General features: G+C 39.7%; 21 protein-coding genes. 4 read left to right on the forward strand and 17 right to left on the reverse strand.

Translation table 11 applies throughout. From position 1 onward, the window contains the following. The first annotated feature begins 6 nt into the window (after positions 1-6). Entirely contained in the window at positions 7-720 is a 714-nt protein-coding gene (locus ACTJJD_RS02755) for an amino acid ABC transporter permease (protein WP_008342619.1), read from the forward strand. A 40-nt stretch (positions 721-760) separates the two neighbouring features. On the opposite strand, the gene ACTJJD_RS02760 is transcribed toward ACTJJD_RS02755, so the two are convergent. The 5 genes from ACTJJD_RS02760 to ACTJJD_RS02780 all read right to left on the reverse strand — a co-directional run bounded on the left by ACTJJD_RS02760 (position 761) and on the right by ACTJJD_RS02780 (position 7,046). Further along, positions 761-1,801 (reverse strand): 2,3-butanediol dehydrogenase, encoded by a 1,041-nt coding sequence (locus tag ACTJJD_RS02760; RefSeq protein ID WP_008342621.1) that lies wholly within the window; start codon positions 1,799-1,801, stop codon positions 761-763. 70 nt (positions 1,802-1,871) lie between these two features. Beyond that, a complete protein-coding gene (locus tag ACTJJD_RS02765; RefSeq protein ID WP_440608082.1) occupies positions 1,872-3,092 on the reverse strand; it encodes an MFS transporter in 1,221 nt (406 codons plus the stop codon). A gap of 371 nt (positions 3,093-3,463) precedes the next feature. Then, entirely contained in the window at positions 3,464-4,213 is a 750-nt protein-coding gene (locus ACTJJD_RS02770) for a glucose 1-dehydrogenase (protein ID WP_007501410.1), read from the reverse strand. A gap of 194 nt (positions 4,214-4,407) precedes the next feature. Continuing rightward, positions 4,408-5,607 (reverse strand): iron-containing alcohol dehydrogenase, encoded by a 1,200-nt coding sequence (locus tag ACTJJD_RS02775; RefSeq protein ID WP_058214191.1) that lies wholly within the window; start codon positions 5,605-5,607, stop codon positions 4,408-4,410. Next, a complete protein-coding gene (locus ACTJJD_RS02780) occupies positions 5,604-7,046 on the reverse strand; it encodes an alanine/glycine:cation symporter family protein (protein ID WP_440608083.1) in 1,443 nt (480 codons plus the stop codon). The genes ACTJJD_RS02775 and ACTJJD_RS02780 overlap by 4 nt, the downstream gene beginning before the upstream one ends. Positions 7,047-7,176: 130 nt before the next feature. On the opposite strand from ACTJJD_RS02780, the gene ACTJJD_RS02785 reads away from it, so the two are divergent. Beyond that, complete coding sequence (locus ACTJJD_RS02785) at positions 7,177-8,070, forward strand: LysR family transcriptional regulator (protein WP_008342630.1); 894 nt, start codon at positions 7,177-7,179, stop codon at positions 8,068-8,070. A gap of 160 nt (positions 8,071-8,230) precedes the next feature. Here the strand turns inward: ACTJJD_RS02785 and ACTJJD_RS02790 are convergent, their stop codons facing one another. The 5 genes from ACTJJD_RS02790 to ACTJJD_RS02810 form a co-directional block, all read right to left on the reverse strand. After that, complete coding sequence (locus ACTJJD_RS02790; RefSeq protein WP_046344081.1) at positions 8,231-9,352, reverse strand: ABC transporter permease; 1,122 nt, start codon at positions 9,350-9,352, stop codon at positions 8,231-8,233. After that, the gene (locus ACTJJD_RS02795) at positions 9,345-10,511 is read right to left on the reverse strand and encodes an ABC transporter permease (protein WP_440608084.1); all 1,167 of its coding nucleotides are present in this window, start codon (positions 10,509-10,511) and stop codon (positions 9,345-9,347) included. Before ACTJJD_RS02795 ends, ACTJJD_RS02790 begins: the two co-directional genes overlap by 8 nt. 19 nt (positions 10,512-10,530) lie before the next feature. Continuing rightward, complete coding sequence (locus tag ACTJJD_RS02800) at positions 10,531-11,475, reverse strand: ABC transporter ATP-binding protein (protein WP_440608085.1); 945 nt, start codon at positions 11,473-11,475, stop codon at positions 10,531-10,533. Positions 11,476-11,684: 209 nt separating this feature from the next. Continuing rightward, the gene (gene fdhA, locus ACTJJD_RS02805; RefSeq protein WP_017367682.1) at positions 11,685-12,899 is read right to left on the reverse strand and encodes a formaldehyde dehydrogenase, glutathione-independent; all 1,215 of its coding nucleotides are present in this window, start codon (positions 12,897-12,899) and stop codon (positions 11,685-11,687) included. A gap of 425 nt (positions 12,900-13,324) precedes the next feature. Further along, complete coding sequence (locus ACTJJD_RS02810; RefSeq protein WP_366963676.1) at positions 13,325-13,927, reverse strand: class I SAM-dependent methyltransferase; 603 nt, start codon at positions 13,925-13,927, stop codon at positions 13,325-13,327. 267 nt (positions 13,928-14,194) lie between these two features. Between ACTJJD_RS02810 and ACTJJD_RS02815 the strand changes: the two genes are divergently transcribed. Then, entirely contained in the window at positions 14,195-14,320 is a 126-nt protein-coding gene (locus tag ACTJJD_RS02815) for a YjcZ family sporulation protein (protein WP_008342643.1), read from the forward strand. Positions 14,321-14,363: 43 nt separating this feature from the next. Here ACTJJD_RS02815 and ACTJJD_RS02820 read toward each other — a convergent pair whose 3' ends face one another. The 7 genes from ACTJJD_RS02820 to ACTJJD_RS02850 form a co-directional block, all read right to left on the reverse strand. After that, positions 14,364-14,525, reverse strand: coding sequence for a hypothetical protein (locus ACTJJD_RS02820; protein ID WP_154666048.1), 162 nt, complete (start codon positions 14,523-14,525; stop codon positions 14,364-14,366). A gap of 159 nt (positions 14,526-14,684) precedes the next feature. Beyond that, positions 14,685-14,819 (reverse strand): YrzI family small protein, encoded by a 135-nt coding sequence (locus ACTJJD_RS02825; RefSeq protein WP_008342648.1) that lies wholly within the window; start codon positions 14,817-14,819, stop codon positions 14,685-14,687. Between the two features lie 647 nt (positions 14,820-15,466). Further along, positions 15,467-15,697: a YrhC family protein gene (locus tag ACTJJD_RS02830; RefSeq protein ID WP_148943687.1), complete on the reverse strand. Its 231-nt coding sequence runs from the start codon at positions 15,695-15,697 to the stop codon at positions 15,467-15,469. Between the two features lie 72 nt (positions 15,698-15,769). Beyond that, on the reverse strand, positions 15,770-16,918 hold the full coding sequence (locus tag ACTJJD_RS02835; protein WP_008342652.1) for a bifunctional cystathionine gamma-lyase/homocysteine desulfhydrase: 1,149 nt from the start codon (positions 16,916-16,918) through the stop codon (positions 15,770-15,772). A gap of 1 nt (position 16,919) precedes the next feature. Further along, positions 16,920-17,843, reverse strand: a complete 924-nt coding sequence (locus ACTJJD_RS02840) for a PLP-dependent cysteine synthase family protein (RefSeq protein WP_024718360.1) — start codon at positions 17,841-17,843, stop codon at positions 16,920-16,922. 45 nt (positions 17,844-17,888) lie between these two features. After that, on the reverse strand, positions 17,889-18,584 hold the full coding sequence (mtnN, locus tag ACTJJD_RS02845; protein WP_144679901.1) for a 5'-methylthioadenosine/S-adenosylhomocysteine nucleosidase: 696 nt from the start codon (positions 18,582-18,584) through the stop codon (positions 17,889-17,891). Between the two features lie 15 nt (positions 18,585-18,599). Continuing rightward, positions 18,600-19,241, reverse strand: a complete 642-nt coding sequence (locus ACTJJD_RS02850) for a class I SAM-dependent DNA methyltransferase (protein ID WP_242730742.1) — start codon at positions 19,239-19,241, stop codon at positions 18,600-18,602. Between the two features lie 187 nt (positions 19,242-19,428). On the opposite strand from ACTJJD_RS02850, the gene ACTJJD_RS02855 reads away from it, so the two are divergent. Further along, entirely contained in the window at positions 19,429-19,635 is a 207-nt protein-coding gene (locus tag ACTJJD_RS02855; protein WP_026050117.1) for a YrzA family protein, read from the forward strand. Positions 19,636-19,640: the final 5 nt, after the last annotated feature.

The following is a 19,640-nucleotide window of genomic DNA, read 5'->3' on the forward strand; positions in this document are numbered from 1 at the left end:
GATTTGATGCAAACCATTGATATATCATTTGCGATTGACCAAATACCACATATTCTAAAAGGCGTTCCCTTTACCTTATTGATTGCACTTGTTTCTATGGCTGTGAGCCTTTTGATTGGATCTGTTTTTGCTTTCATTCGCCTCTTTCGTATCCCTGTGCTCCGCCAGCTGGTCACACTCTATGTCTCATTTTTTAGAGGAACACCTCTCATTGTTCAGTTGTTTGCTTTCTTTTATGGCATTCCATTTGTTCTGACCAAAATGAATAGCACTTTTGGGTTGACCTTTCACCCGGATATGGTCTCCCCGCTTACCGTTGCCCTTATCACCTTCAGCCTGCATTCAGCCGCACATTTAACAGAAGTGGTCCGAAGCGCACTTCTTGCAGTAGACAGAGGGCAGCTTGAAGCGGCGAAAATCGTTGGCATGACCACTAGACAGGCGATGATTCGCATTATTTTACCGCAAGCGTTTGTGGTTGCCCTGCCAAACCTAGGGAATCAGCTCATTCAGCTGTTAAAAGCCACATCCCTTTCGTTTACAATTGGTGTACTAGAAATCATGGGAATCTCGCGCATCATTGCAAATGATGGCTACAAGTTTTTAGAAACGTATCTTGTCTCTGCTTTGATCTATTGGATGCTTAGTATTTTCTTTGAACTCGCTTTTGCTTTGTTAGAGAAACGAGTCAGCGTGTACGGAAAATCTCTTGGACGTTAAAAAAAGAGAATGGTAGATGCCATTCTCTTTTTCGTCCTACTTATTCAGCACTGACTAAAATTTTCACTTGATCTTTTTCATTGATTAATGCATGGAAGCCATCTTCGATCACATCGTCCAACTTGATTTTCTTCGTGACGAGTGTGTCTGCAGAGAAATAGCCTTTTCTCATTAAGTTTAATACAGATGGGAAAACATCTCTGTAGCCGATGATTCCTTTGACTGTACGTTCTTTAATGACAATGTCATTCGGCATAATTTCTGCGCCCTTTTCCCAAATGCTTACAATGACTGTTTCACCTGAAATTCTAGTTGATTGGATTGCTTGCTTCAATACAACAGGTACACCTGTCACTTCAAAAGAAACATCGACTCCACCATTTGTACGGCGTGCGATTTCTTGAACAACATCTTCATACTGAGAAGGATCTACAATGATCGCTCCAAGTTCTTTTGCTTTTTCTTGGCGCTCTTTTGATAATTCCACTGCATAAATGTCAGTAGCACCAGCTGCTTTTAATGCTTCAATGACAAGTAAACCAATTGGTCCACAGCCAAACACAGCTGCTGTATCCCCAGCTTGTACTTTACTAGAACGAACGGCATATAAAGCAACTGCAGAAGGTTCAACAAGTGCACCTTGCTCATATGAAATTTCGTCTGGTAACAAATGAAGTAATTCTTCATCGACAGATACATATTCAGAGAATCCTCCACCGCCACCAGCAAGTCCTAAGAAGCCCATGTTTTCATCTAAGTTGTAAGCACCTTGGTGCCCGTGAGTTGCAAAAATAGGTTCAACAACCACTCGATCGCCTACTTTGTAATTACTCACGCCTTCACCAACTTCTACAATTTCACCAGAGAACTCGTGTCCCAGTGTAATGGGTGCTTTTTCTTTTGTAAGTGGATGAGGTTCATTCACAGGAATGAAGATCGGCCCGCCTAAATATTCATGTAAATCACTACCACAAATGCCGCACCATTTTACTTTCAGTTTCACTTTTCCTGGAGCAACTGTTGGTTCGTCAATTTCCTCTAGTCGAATGTCCTTTTGATCGTGCCAGCGTAGTGCTTTCATTTGTAAGACTCCTTTTCTCATCAATTTAATTAACTTACTTAAATAATGATAACATAATTTTTTTAATTTTCTAAGTAAGATGCACTATTTTTTTGACAGTCAATGGACGAAAAATGACAAAACATAGCAACAGACAAATAAGAAGCATACATAGGCAGCCGATTATGACAGAAGTACGTATCGATAACACATGCGCCAATGCGCCGCATATTCCTGTCATCATCATCGTCAGAACAGCTTCACATAACGCATAAAAACTTGCCACTCTCCCCATAACCTCTACCGGGATATTCGTTTGATAAAAAGTCATAAAACCGGTGTTTGCAAATGCTAAAAAGAAAGCGAGAACAAAAAAGCCAGCTGCTGCGACAGTCAATGTGTTCGAAAAAGCATAGATCAAGTATCCAAAAGCCACAAGCAAACTCCCCGCACCAAGCATCACTGAAACAGGCAGCCTTTCGACAATGACCGTATTGAGACATGCCCCTGCGATAATCCCTGCTCCAGCTACACTGACAAGAAACCCATATTCGGTATTGGTCAACATCAGCACTTCCTTTGCAAAAGCTGCTTCAAGTGAGTCAATCGCAGTCGGCAGCACCGTGATGGCGGCACTAAATAATAAATACACGGCCATCACTTGCCTGGATGTGAGACTGAAACGAAAGACAAGTTTTGCATCTTCCTTTAATACCGAGAGAGAAAAGCCCTTTTGTGCCCCGTCTGCTTTTGACAAAATCGGTAAACACATCGTCAAAACAGCAGATATCAAAAGGCAGATTGCATTTACATAAATTGAAAGGACTGGTGTACCAATGAGAAAAAGCAGCCCTGCTACGGCGGGTCCGAGTAAAAATCCACCAGACTGCAGCAAGGATCGAATGGCATTAAACCGTTTTCGTTTATCCGCCGGGATTAGTGCTGTCATATACACCATCGAAGCTGGATGAAACATGGCTTGTGCCATATGAATGAGAAATAGCATCACATATACGATCAATAAGTGGCCTGAAAATAAGGCAAAGGGTAAACAAGCAATCAGAACGGCCCGGCATAGATCTAGACTGATCATGACATTCCGCTGATTCAATCTATCTATTAAACTACCAGACCAGCTATTTGTTAAAAGAGCCGAGACAGGTCTTAACATATAGACGGCTGTTACAGCAAGAACGGAGCCCGTTTCCTGAAAAATCAGCAGGTGGAGAGCAATCATATAAATCCATTCTCCTATGTTCGCAATACCAATCGCTCCAAGTAACATGCTCATATCCCGCCAATGTTTTTTCATCGTGGTGCCCTCCTTTTTGTCATAAAAAAATCCCGCCCCCAAGACATTTCTGTCTTGAGGACGGGATTGACTCCGCGTTGCCACCTCAGTTCATTCACCTGTTACCAGATGAACCTTAGCAGGTTATCGCTAACCCTTCTCTATAACGGGAGAATGCCGCTGCACCACCATCACAATGAATCCGGTGCAGAGCTAAGAGGCTTGGTTCTGTAACGCTTCCCAGCTCCTTCTCAGCTTCACGGAGTTCTCTGTGTGAGGCAGCCATTACATACTCTTCTCTATTTGCGCTTTATCTTTTTTTTCATCACGATCTTCAGCTGAATTGTTCTATATTGTACTGCGCCTCCGTCAAGACGTCAATGTTTTTCATGTTAATCCGCATAAATCATTTTTCTCGTCATACCGCCATCAACAACCAAATCTGTTCCTGTCACAAATTGATTGTCTTCATCTGTTAAATAAAAACAAGCTTTGACAATATCCTTTGGCGTTCCTACTCGATTGGAAAGGTGCTGCTGATGGTCAATTTCTCGCAAATTTTTCTCATCCTTCGTTTCAATCCACCCAGGGGAAATGCTGTTTACTGTTATATGATCCTGACTAAAAGAAGCAGCCAGCGCATGAGTAAGTGCTGATATCCCGCCTTTTGATGCAGCATACGCTTCTGTATGAGGCTCTGACATGGTCGCACGGGTAGATGAAATATTCACAATGGAACCGCCGTTTGGATTCTCTTTGATATAACGTGCCGCTTCCCTTGCACATAAAAAAGCACCTCGTAGGTTTGTATGCAGCACATGATCAAACTCATCAACCGTTAGCTCATAGGGCGATTTTGTACACATAACCCCTGCATTATTGATGAGAATATCGATCGTTTGATAACGAGCCACAGCAGCCGACATGATGTCTTGAATATCCTTCTCTTGTTTCACATCCGTTTTTTTAAAAAAAGCCTCAAAGGACTCCTTTTTCAGCTGATCTTCCAAGCGTTTACCCTTCTCTTCGTCAATATCCGCAAGCACGACACGCGCCCCTTCTTTCGCATAGCCATACGCGATCGATTCACCAATTCCATTGGCTGCGCCAGTGATAACGACTGTTTTATTGTGAAAATTCATCGTTTATCCTATCCTTTCTCTCATGAGATGTTGTCGTCTATCATACCACTCATATATACACGATACCTAGTCCAATGGGACATAGAAAAACCACCACCTAAATCATACATTAGGAGGGTGGTATATTTGTAATTCTCCATATTGACGACATAGTCGTTTGCTTCTTGTGTAAAGTTTAGGAAAGTTTGTGTTTATCATTCAGTCATTCTATTCGGCTCTTTTTCTGTATGACTATATGAAAAAGCAGCCTTTAGTATATCTAAGTAGTCCGCTTTCGTAACGGCACGAACATTGCTTTTTGTAGAGTTGTTTTGTTCTGCTAGTTCAGCCATTTTTTCAAAATCTTCTACTTTTATATAAGATAATTCTTTTAGTGATGGAATACCTAAATTCTTTGTGAATGTATACATACCATCCATTAATTTTTGAATCGCCACATCATCTGCATCCGTTTTATCTGCAAAGCCCATAATGTTTGCAAGCTCTATGTGCAATGATTTGTTTTCAGCTGCATTAAATTGTATGACATAAGGTAAAAACACAGCATTTGCGATACCATGAGGCGTATCATAAAGACTGCCGAGCGCTTCGGCTAAACAATGTACGGCTGCTACATCAGCGGAACCGAAGCATAAGCCAGCGAGTAAACTGCCTTCCTGCATTTTGTATCTTGCTTCTAAATCAGAACCGTCTTCATACGCCTTCGGTAAATAGGTCACAATGGTTTTCATTGCGCTTGCCCCCATCGCCTTAGAAATAGGGTTTGTTTCTTTACATGTATAGCCTTCAATCGCATGGACCAGTGCATCAACACCTGTTGCCGCTGTTATACTTTTTGGCACCGTAGAAGTAAGAGCAGGATCCAAAATCGCAATAGTTGGCCGAAGCAAGGCATGTTTTAAGGTGATTTTTTTATGTGAAGTAGCTAACGTAATCACAGATGAACGGGTCACCTCAGAGCCAGTTCCAGCAGTGGTTGGAATACAAATTAAGGGTGATACATTTGTATACGCCTTCTTCCCTGCAATATACTCTTCAGGATTACCGCCATTTGGACCTAATAAAGCAATGGCTTTTGCCGTATCCATTGGGCTTCCTCCACCAATCGCAATAACCGCTGATGCTTGTACTTTTCTAAAGAGCTCTGCACCCGTTAGACATTCATGATCTCTAGGGTTTGGTGATACTTGATCAAAGACGACAACGGAATAACCAGCTTCTTGCAAATACGCTTCAATAGGCGTCACCAATCCTGCGCTTTTTACACCAGGGTCAGTCACAATCATAATTGTAGCACTAGGCAATACAATGTCCTCTACAATAGAGGCAATATCTTTAGATTTTCCAGTCCCCATGATCATTTTCGTATGACAATCATATTCAAAATTTATCATTGATTTTCTACCCCTTCATTTGTTGATTTAATCGCTTGTTTTTCTGCTCCCCACCATTCTATTCCTTTTAAACCTGGAATGGTAGAAGCGTAAAAAACAGGGTTCTTTCCTACCTTTCTTTGTCCCATGTAATCATTTAGAGCCGCAAAAGCAAATTTGCCTAAAATCGCAATGGCAACCAAGTTAACAATAGCCATAATCGCCATCGACAAGTCCGCTAACGTCCAAACGATTTGTAAGTTGGCGAGAGCACCAAACATGATCATCATTAAAACAGTGATTCGATACACGAATAGCGCGGATGCACTGTTATGAATAAAACCGATATTGGCTTCACCGTAATAGTAGCCACCTACAATGGAGCTAAATGCAAAAGTAAAGATCGCAAATGCTAAGAAAATACTAGCCCAAGAACCGAAATGCTGCGCCATTGCAGCTTGAGTAATTTCAATACCTGACAAATCACCTGCTGTTTCTACTGTTGATAGCATAATAATAAATGCTGTACAACTACAAACAACTAATGTATCAAAAAATACACCTAATAATTGAACAAACCCTTGTTTTACTGGGTGCGAAACATGGGCAGCTGCTGCTGCATTTGGCGCACTTCCCATTCCTGCTTCATTGGAAAATAAACCGCGTTTGACACCGTTCATTATTGCAGCGCCGATTCCGCCTCCAACCATTTGCTCTAATCCAAACGCGCTTTTCATAATACTTGCTAATGCTGCGGGTACATCAGCGATATTTGTCACAATCACATAAAGTGCTAAGATAATATAAAACGAGGACATGATTGGCACAATGATTTGGGTAAAGCGGGCAATTCTCTTTACACCACCAAAAATGATGAGAGCCGTAAGAATGGTTACGAATACCCCCATACCAATTGGATTGATACCAAATGAATATCGAAAGGCATTTGTGATGGTGTTCGTTTGTACTGCATTAAAAATCAAGCCAAAACTAAGAATAACAGAAAAGGCAAAGATCCTACTTGGCCATTTCAGTCCAAATTGCTTTTGTATATAATAGCCTGGCCCCCCTTTAAAACCATCACTTGTTCTCACTTTATATATTTGAGCGAGTGTGCTTTCGACAAATGCAGAAGCTCCCCCTAAAACTGCTGCAAACCACATCCAGAAAATAGCTCCAGGACCACCAACTGTGATGGCAATAGCAACACCTGCCATATTTCCAGTTCCAATCCTCGTCGCTGCTCCGATAAAGAAAGCTTGCATTGAAGAAATGTCTTGACTCCCTTTTATTTTTGGGGCTTTTTCAAAAATAGAACGGAAGATCTCTTTTAGTAAGACAATTTGCATAAACTTCATTCTCACCGTAAAGTAGATTCCAATCCCTATTAACATAACGACTAAAATATATGTCCATAAAAAGTCATTTATTGAATTGACAATCGTTTCAAACAAAGCCATCCCCCCTATAAAATCTGAACATTCTAAATAATGAAAGCGCCTACTTTTATCATAGTAAAAATGTTATGATCTATCTATAGAAGTTTTCTGATTGCATCAATCGGCTCATCCGATTTAGGAGGGATTGACGTTGGAAATAAAGCAACTGATGATGTTCCAAACAGCATCAAAAGTATTAAACTTTACAAAAACAGCACAAATACTTGGCTATGCTCAATCTAGTATCACGGCGAATATCGCTGCATTAGAAGAAGAGCTAGGAACCCCTCTATTTGAAAGGCTTGGAAAAAGGGTCATTTTAACTGAAGCTGGCATGAAGTTTCAAGATTATACGGATAAGATTTTAGGTTTAACAGGAGAAGCATTAGAGGCTGTTGGTGGGATGAGTGAGCCAAGCGGCATTTTGAGAATATGTGCATCTGAAACACAATGTACCTATCGACTTCCTCATATTTTAACGGACTTTCAAACAACGTATCCTAAAGTAGAACTGATTTTTCGTCCCGGAATAGCTGAAAAGGATGTTTTAAATCTATTACTGGAAGGACAAATTGATGTCGCCCTATTATCGATGAATCCTGTCGTATCCTCACATTTAATTGTAAAAGAATTAAAAGATGAACCGATGGCGATTGTATGCTGTCCAACAAATCCATTGAGCAAAAAACAAAAAGTATATCCTATCGATTTAGACGAGCAAAGATTGTTGTTAACCGAAGACTGCGATTATCGTTATGCCTTCGAACACTCTTTGACACAGGCAGGAGCAAAACCGAGAAGTAAACTAGAACTAGCAGATGTAGAAGCCATAAAAAAATGTGTAATGGCTGGTTTAGGAATTGCTGTACTTCCCGAAATTTCTATAAAAAGAGAAATAACAGAAGGCCATATGATTAAAATCAATTGGATGGGACCCTGTCTCACAACGAAAATCCAACTATTCTGGCATAAAAATAAATGGATGTCTCCTGCTTTGAAGGCGTTTGTTGATTTAACAGAGGAATATATCCTTCTCAATGGGTAATGTGAAATATTTATTTGGGCAGCCTTCAATTTCTTTCACCATTGTACCTCAGAAAATATTAACGAGTTATCCAATCATTTTAAGTAAATCACATGTATACAAAAAGCCCTCTACATAGCTATAGAGGGCTTTTTAGAAGATACAATGTAAATACAAAGGATTAATAGGATCTGATACTCTTCAAACCAATGATCATAAAGACCACCGTAAAAGCAATTAAAACCGTCGCATCTAATAATAAGATAGAAAGATTAACATTGCCGCTCATGATCTCACCAAAACCAGACATCATCCATGTTTGCGGTATAGTCAAAGAAATCTTCTTCATAATGTCTGGAACGATATCTAAAGGCCAATAAATACCACCCAGCATGCACGATCCTACAATGACAATTGCACTAAAGATTTCAGCTTGTTTTTTTGTTTGAGATAAAGTAGCTATCATAAATCCTAAACTTACGACAAGGCCTATAACAAATGATCCGAACAATAAGATAAGAAACAGGTTGCCTAAGTAGACATTAAAGAAAATAGATAAGATGGTCAAAAGAACACCCAATTGTATCCATCCAAGAAGGAAATATGCCATTAAATAGCCCAGAAGTACATATATTTTATGGATTGGACTCGAAAGCAATCTTTGCCATGTATAATTTTTATACTCCGAATGTATAGATGACAAAGAGCTTGAAATCGCAAACATCATAAACATAATGGTAAAGCCAAGCGGTATCAAATTTGGTTGTTGGCTTGCTTGACCATTTTGATTTTTTTCGGCCAATGAAATCGTACCAGATTCATTTAACTTGTTCAATGCATTGGTGAGAGAAACACTTTTCTGCTCTTTCACACCCTGATTGATTTGATAAATGATGGCAGCTGTCTCTTTTAAATAGGGAGATAAGACTGCATATTCTTCAGTTTTTTTATAAACTGTCACATCAAAAATCTCTTTATTTTCTTTTAGATGGGACTTTAATTGGTTTACGACTTTCACAGACGCAACTACCTTTTCTTCAGATACTAAATCTTTTGCGTCGCTTTCAGTTGCCTTTACCCAGAGAAATTTGGTGTTTTTTTCGAGAATTTGAAAAATTTCTTGATCTAGTTTACCTTGACTGGGCTCTAGAATAAAAGCAACTGTCGGTTTCTTTGTATCAGATGCGGTACTACCAAAGATAAAACTAAAAACAATTGGCATCACAAATAAAAAAATGAGGGTCAATGGGGACTTTAATGTTTCTTTTAACTTTAACGTGATAATGGCTAATATTTTATGCATAACGATGCTTCCTTTCAAAAGACATTCTTAATAAAGCAATGATGAAGAAAGCCATTCCCATCCCACAGCTAAGTAATAATCCGTTTTGTATTTCACTAAAATCAGCACCTGCCATACTTTTCAAAAACATTTGAAGTGCAAGAGAATTAGGTAAAAAATAGCTGGTATCAATCACCCATTGTGGGAATAAGTATAAGGGCACCATACTCCCGCCTAAAGCAGCTAACACTTGAGTGCCTAAAATCCCCACACTATTAAACGTTTTTTCTCTTTTGATAAAAGAACCAATCAGCACCCCGAAACCCGCAGCATTTAATATAAAACTACATCCGATCATAACAACAGTAAAAGGCTCTCCCCAGTTCACCTTAAAGACAAAGCTAGTAAATAAAATAATGACCGCAAGTTGAATCATACTCATTAAAATAATGCCCAATAACTTTCCAATGATATAACTAGTATTGTTTAATTTTGATACTAGTAGTCTTTTATAAACTTCTTCTTCTTTTTCCTCTATCATACTGCCAACCAAGAAAACAACAGTCATTAATAAAAAAAGCACACCCATCCCGCCTGCGTAGTATTGGAAGGATGTAATCGGCTGGCTGTTGATATGAATATTCCTTTCGTTCACTAGTTCTTTTTTCAGTTGATCAGACACGACCTCCACTTCTTTACCTTGATTCAACGGCACCAGAATACGATTCATATGATAATTTTGAAAGAATTGCAAAACCACATTTTCTAGGACCATTTCCTGTAAGCTTGAATTAGGTCCTTTCAAAATATTCAATTGCACATGATCATGATTTAATAGGCTTTTTTCAAAATTCGGCTTGATGATTATACCCATTGTAATGTCTCTACTATTTAAATCTTTCTCTAGCTGATTTTTCGAGGTGACCTTCACTTCAAATATGTCACTGAGTTCACTCTTAGACAATGTTGAAAGAAACATTTTACTTCTAGCGGACTTATCTTGATCTGTTATTCCTACTCGAAATGAATTGATCCTAATTTCGCTATCTTTCTTCATGTTATCTCCAAATGCTGCACCTAAAATAGCAATTAATATGATAGGCATAAAAAAAAGTGTAAAAAAGCTTTTCTTATCCCTAAAAAACAATAATAGATCTTTCAGTACAACCCAAATACTCATATACTTACCTCTATTCGGTCTAGTCTCGTAATTTCTTACCTGTTAAATACAAGAATACATTTTCTAAATTTGGTTCTACAACTTCTGCTGAAATTAATTGAACATGTAATGCGGTTACACCTTGAATAAGTTGACTTAGTAAATGCTGAGGATTGTCATCAAATAATTTGATTTGATTTTCCTGCACCGTAAAGTCATTCAATGGGTGGTATTCATTTATATATTGGCACACTCGCTCCATATCCTTTTGTCCTTGTTCACATTTAATCGTAAAAATGATTTCTCTCTTTTCTCCAACAAGCTCAGCCAATTCACTTAAATCACCTACCTTAATGAAAGAACCTTGATCCATAATAGCTATTTTTTCACATAGATATTCGACTTCCTCCATGTAATGACTCGTATAAATAATCGTCATTCCTTCACTATTTAACGTTTTAACTGTTTCTAATATATGATTTCTGGATTGCGGGTCTATACCCACTGTAGGCTCATCCATTATTAATAGTTTTGGCCGATGCAAAATCGCACATCCGATATTCACTCTTCTTTTCATCCCTCCTGAGAATACTTTCACCTTATCATTCGCTCTATTGCCCAGACCAATTAATTCAAGGATTTCTTGTACTCTGCTTTTTAATTCTTCTCCTTTAAGTCCATACATTTTCCCCCAAAACGTTAAATTTTCTTTTGCTGACATATCTAAATATAAAGCGATCTCTTGCGGAACAATGCCAATCAATTGCTGTGCATGCTTTGTTTCTTTATGTAGATCAATGCCTCCAATCGTAATAGTCCCGCTCGTTGCATGTATAAGTCCTGTCATGATACCGATTAAGGTTGATTTCCCTGCACCATTAGGGCCCAACAGTCCAAATGATTCACCTTGTTTTAAGTGGAAGCTAACCCCTTTTAATACTTGTTTACCTTCATAATTTTTGATGATGTTTTGTACTTTTAGCAATCGCAATCTCTCCTCTATTCTTCCTATCTATCAAAATCCTGTCCAATCATTGCCAACTGTTTTATGGTATGTCTTTCAACTAAAGATCATTTTTTCCAATTTACTCATTTTACCACGTTATGAAATATAGAAGAACAGTATAGGTCTTTTTATATTTATAAACAAAAAAACTTACAGGAAAAATCCTGTAAGTTTTTTTCGATGGATCATTATTTAGAAATCATGCCATGCGGGTCAATCACAAATTTCTTCGCCACACCCGAATCAAAATCGCTATATCCTTTAGGGGCTTGATCAAGGGAAATGACGGTTGCATTAACGGCTTTGGCGATTTGTGCTCTTCCGCTTAAAATAGATTTCATCAAGCTGCGGTGATATTGCATGACAGGGGTTTGGCCTGTCACAAAGGTATGGGCTTTGGCCCAGCCAAGTCCAATTCGCACTTTCAGAGATCCAACTTTTGCATCTTCATCCACAGCACCTGGATCTTCTGTGACGTAAAGTCCTGGAATTCCAAGCTTACCGCCAACTTTGGTAATATCCATAATTGTATTTAAAACGGTGGCTGGTGCTTCTCCTTGATCTCCATGACCTGAAGCTTCAAAGCCGACACAATCGACCGCACAGTCGACTTCTGGCTCTCCAAGGATGTTTGTCATTTGTTCACCGATTCGATCATGTTTTCGTAAATTAATCGTTTCGCAGCCAAAGCTTCTCGCCTGCTCGAGCCTTTGTTCATTGAGATCGCCGACGATGACAGCAGAAGCGCCAAGGAGCTGAGCGGAATGCGCTGCTGCAAGACCTACTGGCCCTGCACCAGCAATATAGACAGTAGAGCCTGGTTTTACGCCAGCCGAATACGCACCATGAAAACCTGTCGGGAAAATATCGGAAAGCATTGTCAAATCAAGTATTTTCTCCATCGCCTGATCTTTGTCCGGAAATTTAAGCAGCTGGAAATCAGCATATGGCACCATGACGTACTCTGATTGGCCGCCAACCCATCCGCCCATATCTACATAACCATAAGCTGAGCCAGGTCGATCGGGGTTCACATTTAAACACACATGGGTTTTTTGTTCCTTACACATGACGCAACGGCCACAGGCAATATTAAACGGAACTGATACGAGATCACCCTTTTGGATAAACTCTACATCTCGTCCAACTTCAACGACTTCACCAGTAATTTCATGACCAAGGACAAGTCCTTCAGGCGCAGTTGTGCGCCCTCTTACCATATGCTGGTCGCTCCCGCAAATGTTTGTTGTCACTACTTTTAAAATGACGCCATGCTCACACTTACGTCCAACATTGGCTTTAGGTACACCAGGGCCATCCCTTAAAACCAAATCAGGGTATCCAATATCCTCAACTGCTACATTTCCTGCTCCTTTGTAAACGACACCTTTGTTTCCCGACATGTTTTCATTCCTCCCTTTTTGTTTAAAAATGAAGTCTCTCCAAAATTCTCTCTTTCTCGGGCTTTTTCCTTCTTTTAACCGCACATTGACTCAAAAAATAAGTGACAAATGTCTATCTAGGAGAGAAAAATGTATTTTCCAGTCAAATAAAAAAGAAAATATTGAAAAAAAAGCTAAACATTTGCAGAACATTGTCGATATAAGGAATAAGCCAGACAGGTATCCTTAATCGACAAACAAATTCCTTATATATACTATCATTCCTTACACACCTGGCTGGCCCCTACATATGAAATGAATGCAAAAGACTCTTCTTGTGAAGAGTCTTTTTTATTGATGAATGATCAATTCCTACATGCAAAAAAGGCCCTTCTGGCGAAGAGCCTTTTTTTGAGTGCTTGTTCATTACCTGGGAAATATTTTCATCATTTTAAGGCTTTGATACAGATGTATGTATCATAATGGTAAACAGAGACGTCTCTAAAGTGATACGCTGAAAAAAGACAGCTGATGTCTTCTTCACTGTACGTTGAAAGAGACTGTGAGCGTTTTTGTTCCTTCATTAGTTCCTGCTTTTGAAAAGATAAGAATACTTCTCCATCCACTTGAAGAACACGATATACCTCTTTCATGACTTGTTCGATATCTGGCAAGTAATAGATGGTCTGCACTGTGAACAATTTATTGAATGATCTGTCTTCAAAAGGTAATTGCTCAGCTTTTCCAAGTGTGATAACGGCTTTTTCCTGCTCGACAAGTCTCTTATGTTTTCTTTTCGCGTATTTTACCATATGACGCGAAGCATCGATTCCATATACTTTTCCTCGGTCAAGTTTTTCCGCTACTTTAGATAATGTCATACCTCTTCCAGTACCAATTTCTAAAATCCGGTCGTTTTCTTGTATATTTAAGAGTTGAATCGTCCATTGATTGATATTATGATGATTTTTTTCCATATAGCGGGCAACCCATTTTGATAACAAGCCCTTTGGTTCCCTCATTTGTTTTCCAATCCAGCTTTGAATCAATGTCAACACCTGCTTTGCACCAGTAAATAAAACTATTTACGAATTTTCTTACTTTTCATATCGGCTCTCGCCTAACAAAAGTTAAGACCTAGTCCTAATTTCTTTGTCTTTTATTAGACGGCACCTTTTCTGAAAATGTTTCGCACGTAATGAAAAATATTTAAACAAATAGGCATTTTCATTAATTGTGCTCAGATTGATTTCGTTTTCTGCATGAGCTGCATATTTTATGAATGTATCTTGATTAGATAAAGGTGGTGCTAGATTATGGGCTTTGGCGGTTATTCTGGAGGCTACTGCGGTGGCTACGGTGGCGGTTTTGCAGGCGGATTCGCATTGCTTGTTGTACTGTTCATTTTGTTAATCATCATCGGTGCAAGCTGGATTTGCTAATGTAAAAGGAGCAGGAAACGATGACGTTTCCTGCTCCTTTTCTTTAATACCAATAGGTTGGATAATTGTACATATAGCGTCTGAGCATTTCTTCTTGCTCTCTTTGCATTCTGTATGGATTGCCGTACCCGTGCTTTAAAGAATGCGGAATAGACGCATACCCGTGCCCCACTGACGGAAACCTCATATATGGTGACATCGACATTCATTGATCACCTCACAATCTCCTTTTACGGTTATCATATGTGCAGGTGATCAATGTGGAGCGTGTCTAAACCTGGTCCTTCTCCCTTGTATAACAATCAAGCATTGCAAGCATCATAAACATGTCAATCTCCTCCTTTTCATGTTTTTATTGTCCTTTTTAGTTCATGTACTTTAGTTGTTTCTGCTTCATTTCTTCATAAAATGTTTCGACTTGTTGTTCATAAAGAACGGTTTCAATGTCCTTGTATTTACGTTGGATCGTCAATGTGATAAAAAATAAATGGATTGTCATATACGCTCACCTCCCTTCAGTTCGCAGCACGCGAAATAGCCCGCAGATCTTCTTTATCAGTTGACCTGCGGGCACACAAAAATGCAGATCAAAAGACAGTGTCTTCTAACCTGCGATGGATGATACGTGAAATCCTCGTTTACTTAAACAGTTTTGTAGCGTGAACCGTAAAAGGTAAAGGAAGGACACGAGCTCTTCCACAGGCTGATGACATGATGAAATTGGTTGTTGAATTGATCACAAGTAGATACGAATAACATATTCTTCAGCCTCCTTTACGTTTTTAATTACTTTGTAAGTATATCCAGCAAGCACCATTTTGTAAACCTGTTTTTAGTAAATTAGATGATTTTTGTGTGTTTGACTAAATTTCTACAGTGATTCTTGTCCGATTATCCAGTGTAATTAAAAAAAGTTTCCTCACCACATGAGGAAACTTCAGAATGTTGACAAAGGGCTAAAATGAACTTGATTTTAGCCCTTTGTCTTCTTTTCAGCGTGATAGAAAACCTTTGAATTCTAGGAAGGACGAGTACCGGCGCGGAGCGAATTTGACATTCGTGAGCACCGGCACACAGGACTGACAAAGAATGCGAGGGTTTGTCTACACGCTGAAAGTCTCCTCATCATATGAGGAGACTTTTTGCTTAATCTTCATCTAGTTCTTGTAGCTTTTTTTGAAAAAAGATCGCACGTTTCACGCAAAGAAAAGCAGCCAATAGGAAAACACAATCAACTGCCAGCATCAGCATTTTTGGTGATGCTTCTAGGTGCTGATTCGGTAAAATCGTACCAATATATAAAAAGGTGCTAACAGCAAGCAAAATAAAAGCGTATTGCTTGTAATCTGTCACTAAACCATCCCACTTTTTCTTCACTTGTTTCACCTTCCCGTTATCAATGTCTATTGATAGCTTACCATAGTGAGAGAAAGCGAGGGGCATGTAAATCTATCCATTCGTTACTGCGTCGAGCCCTTGTTCAATATCATGTAATAAGTCATCAATATCCTCAATACCGACAGAAATACGGATTAAACCATCTGTGATACCAAGCTCTTCTCTGCGCTCTTTTGGAATGGATGCATGGGTCATGCGAGCAGGAACAGAGATTAAACTTTCAACCGCCCCTAGGCTTTCTGCGATTGTAAACAATTTCAATTGGCTTAAAAACACGTCGACATTTTCTTCTTTTCCAATATCAAAAGAAATCATACCGCCAAAGCCTGTTGCTTGAGTTTTTGCAAGCTCATGACCTGGGTGAGCGCTTAAACCTGGGTAATAGACACGTGTAATCGCAGGATGCTGTTCTAAAAACTCAGCGATTTTCTGCGCGTTTTGTTGATGTGCTTCCATTCTTAGTCCGAGCGTTTTCATCCCTCGCATTAGAAGCCACGCATCTTGCGGTCCAAGAATACCGCCTGTAGAGTTTTGAACAAAGTGCAGTTCTTCACCAAGCTCTTCAGTAGCTGTCACGACAAGTCCGCCCACCACATCACTATGGCCGCCTAAATATTTTGTGGCACTGTGCAAGACAATGTCAGCCCCATATGAAATCGGCTTTTGAAAATATGGGGTAAAAAACGTATTATCGACAATCATCAAGATGCCAGCTTCTTTTGTGATCCGGCTTATGGCTTGTAGATCGGTCATTTTCAGCAATGGATTGGTTGGTGATTCAATATAGACGGCTTTTGTTTCTGGTAAAATTGCTTTTTTCACCGCTTCAGGATCACTTGTGTCTACAAATGTGGCTTTAATGCCAATCCGGTTGAGCACCTTTGTCATCACACGATAGGTTCCGCCGTACACGTCGTCAGTCAGTACGATATGATCTCCGCTGTTAAACAGCATCATCACAGCTGTAATTGCAGCCATCCCTGAACCGAATGCATAGCCGTTTGCCCCGCCTTCAAGATCACGAATGACTGTTTCCAGTGCTGTTCTTGTTGGATTCGCAGTTCTGGAATATTCATATCCTGTGTGCTCGCCTGCTTTAGGCTGCTTATAGGTGCTGACTTGATAAATGGGAACAGACACGGCTCCTGTTTTTTCATCACCAGTGATTCCACTATGAATCATCATTGTTTTTGGCTTCATTTTATTTTCCTCCCTCATAAATACCTTTACTTAGATAACGCTCACTGCTATCAGGAAAAATAGTCACGATCACCGTCCCAGGTGATGCCTTTTTCGCTTCCTCTAAAGCGGCAAATAGAGCGGCTCCAGACGAGCTTCCGAGCAGAACACCTTCCTTTTCAGCTGCTTCTTTCACCATTCGGAAAGCATCATCGTCACTGACGGTATAAATCTCGTCAAATAAAGTCGATTCCATATAATCTGGAATAAATTCAAGGCCAATTCCTTCCGTTCTATGCGGTCCCGGCTTTCCGCCATTTAAAATAGATCCTTCTGGTTCCACGATCACTGTTTTTAGCGCTTCTTTCTGCTCTTTTAAATAGGCAGCACAGCCTTGAAACGTTCCGCCAGAGCCCGCTCCTGCTACAAACACGTCTATGTTTCCCTGGAGGTCAGACCATATTTCTGGCCCGAGCGTTTTATAGTAAGTCAATGGATTTACTTGGTTTTTAAATTGTAAGACACAATAAGCATTGTCAAGGCTTGCCTCTAGTTCAAGGGCTCGATCAATCGCACCCTTCATCCCATCTTTTCTTGGTGTATGAATAATCTCTGCACCAAGCGCCTTCATGAGCTGTTGTTTCTCTTGACTAAAATGTTCTGGTACACAGAAGATCGGATGCAATTGATGTTTTCTTGCACTTAGCGCAAGCCCGATGCCTGTGTTTCCTGCAGTTGCTTCAATAATGGTTCCGCCTGGGCGCAGTTTGCCCGATGCCAGCGCTTCTTTAATCAGCATATCACCTAAGCGATCCTTAATACTTCCGCCTGGGTTCATCATTTCAAGTTTTGCATAAACATCAACACCTGCCGGCACACCCATCCCTGACAGTTTTAAAAGCGGTGTGTGGCCAATTAATTCCGTAATATCATGTATGACAGCCATATAAATCCCTTCCTTTGTATGGAAAAGAAGGGGAAACCCCTTCTTTTATTGTGTTTGCTTTATCATACGCAGGACAAGGTCTGTTGAGTGAATCGCTGCTTGCTCTAGAAATTGATCAAAAGAGATATTGGATTCTTTCCCAGCAATATCTGACAACGCTCGAACGACCACAAATGGCGTTTCAAATAGATGACAAACTTGCGCAACTGCTGCTGCCTCCATTTCCACTGCATACAGCTCTGGAAATTTCTCTCTCACAAACGCGACACGACTAGGATCATCCATAAATGAATCTCCTGTTGCAATCGTTCCTTTTGCCACTTGAATATGATCGATTTCTGAAGCAGATTCCTCTGCCAGCTTCACAAGCTGATCATCTGCGATGAAAGCAGCTGGTAATCCTGGCACTTGTCCATATTCGTAATCAAAGATCGTCACGTCCACATCATGATGTCTAACATCTGTAGAGATGACAATATCACCTACATTTAATGAGTGATGGAAACCGCCAGCTGATCCTGTATTGATCACATAATCTGGCTGAAAGCGGTCAAGCAGAAGTGTTGTGCTGACCGCTGCATTTACTTTTCCAATCCCTGATTTTAATAAAATCACTTCTTTATCTTCATAAACACCTGTTGTAAATTCACACCCAGCGATGTTTTCTTGTGTGGCATTCTTTAGTTGGTCTCTTAAAATCGTCACTTCTTCTTCCATTGCACCTATCACTGCGATTTTCAAATCAAAAACATCCTTTCATTCCCTTTTCTTCGCTTCTACGATCCACACAAAATCATTCATTTGATGAAAAGATGTGCTAAAACCTTCTTCTTCAAAGATTTGCTTTAACACACCTATGGATGGATAATATTCCGTTTCTAAATCCTCTGCAAGCTGATCGAATCCAGCGGCTTTCGCTTTGTTCGTTTCAGCTTGATGTGCTGCTTGATTTTGAAACATTGTATCAGCAAAGACTATTTTACCACCTGAGGGAAGGATGTTGCCATAGGTGTGGATGGCTTGTTTTTTTTCGTCGTCCGTTAAATGATGGAAAGCATATGAACTGACGATCGTATCTGGCTCAAAAGGTGGAGATGGAAACGATAAAAAATCCCCGTCATGAAATACATCTGGTATTCCTTTTTGAAGAGCCGCTTTCTTCATGGCCTCTGAAGGTTCAATGCCAAACACTTTCTTATCTGCTTGAAGCAGTGCCGCCGTTAGGTTTCCTGTGCCGCTTCCAAACTCAATGACATGTTGACCTGCACGGCGAGTAATCTCTTTTAGAATGGCCGGATACCGGCGAAACACTTCTTTATACTGCTCGTCATGACCACTTACCGTGTCATCATAAGATTCAGCCCAATGATCAAATAAAGAAAGAAACTCACGTCCCATTTTTCTTTCCCTCCACTTTATCTATTTATTCCTATCCGTATAGTATGTTTTATTCCGTCGAACAGTTCCTATCCTACCACATCTTCTGATTCTTTCCTACTAAAAAATACTGGGCGGGGTAGAAAAATATTTGCCCTTTTGAATGGGAGAGATTATGATGAATCTAGAGCATGGAGGGATGAATGAAATGGATTTTCAACTGGATTTTTTAAAGGACAAAATTGAATTTTTTGAAGCAACGTCTTTAAAAGAACTTGAACAAAAGATCCAAAAACAAATTGAACATAATCAGGCGATCTTGCTGACTGTTCATTCTGTAAGTCATCAAACAACTGTCATTGATGATAAGATTTTGTATACAGCAGTTGTTCATTTTAAAGCGAATATCTCATAAAAAAA

It is taken from the genome of Bacillus sp. 22446, assembly GCF_052044955.1.
GTDB classification, from domain to species: Bacteria; Bacillota; Bacilli; order Bacillales; family Bacillaceae; genus Bacillus; species Bacillus altitudinis.

Excerpts from the sequence above, each read along its gene's own strand:
- ACTJJD_RS02780 (WP_440608083.1), bottom strand. The coding sequence starts at position 7,046 with ATGGCTTTGTTTGAAACGATTGTCAATTCAATAAATGACTTTTTATGG.
- ACTJJD_RS02850 (WP_242730742.1), bottom strand. The coding sequence starts at position 19,241 with ATGGGACGTGAGTTTCTTTCTTTATTTGATCATTGGGCTGAATCTTAT.
- ACTJJD_RS02770 (WP_007501410.1), bottom strand. The coding sequence starts at position 4,213 with ATGAATTTTCACAATAAAACAGTCGTTATCACTGGCGCAGCCAATGGA.
- ACTJJD_RS02790 (WP_046344081.1), bottom strand. The coding sequence starts at position 9,352 with ATGCATAAAATATTAGCCATTATCACGTTAAAGTTAAAAGAAACATTA.
- ACTJJD_RS02760 (WP_008342621.1), bottom strand. The coding sequence starts at position 1,801 with ATGAAAGCACTACGCTGGCACGATCAAAAGGACATTCGACTAGAGGAA.
- fdhA (WP_017367682.1), bottom strand. The coding sequence starts at position 12,899 with ATGTCGGGAAACAAAGGTGTCGTTTACAAAGGAGCAGGAAATGTAGCA.
- ACTJJD_RS02825 (WP_008342648.1), bottom strand. The coding sequence starts at position 14,819 with ATGACAATCCATTTATTTTTTATCACATTGACGATCCAACGTAAATAC.
- ACTJJD_RS02795 (WP_440608084.1), bottom strand. The coding sequence starts at position 10,511 with ATGAGTATTTGGGTTGTACTGAAAGATCTATTATTGTTTTTTAGGGAT.
- ACTJJD_RS02820 (WP_154666048.1), bottom strand. The coding sequence starts at position 14,525 with ATGTCGATGTCACCATATATGAGGTTTCCGTCAGTGGGGCACGGGTAT.
- ACTJJD_RS02755 (WP_008342619.1), top strand. The coding sequence starts at position 7 with ATGCAAACCATTGATATATCATTTGCGATTGACCAAATACCACATATT.
- ACTJJD_RS02855 (WP_026050117.1), top strand. The coding sequence starts at position 19,429 with ATGGATTTTCAACTGGATTTTTTAAAGGACAAAATTGAATTTTTTGAA.
- ACTJJD_RS02775 (WP_058214191.1), bottom strand. The coding sequence starts at position 5,607 with ATGATAAATTTTGAATATGATTGTCATACGAAAATGATCATGGGGACT.
- ACTJJD_RS02765 (WP_440608082.1), bottom strand. The coding sequence starts at position 3,092 with ATGAAAAAACATTGGCGGGATATGAGCATGTTACTTGGAGCGATTGGT.
- ACTJJD_RS02840 (WP_024718360.1), bottom strand. The coding sequence starts at position 17,843 with ATGGCTGTCATACATGATATTACGGAATTAATTGGCCACACACCGCTT.
- ACTJJD_RS02835 (WP_008342652.1), bottom strand. The coding sequence starts at position 16,918 with ATGAAGCCAAAAACAATGATGATTCATAGTGGAATCACTGGTGATGAA.
- ACTJJD_RS02815 (WP_008342643.1), top strand. The coding sequence starts at position 14,195 with ATGGGCTTTGGCGGTTATTCTGGAGGCTACTGCGGTGGCTACGGTGGC.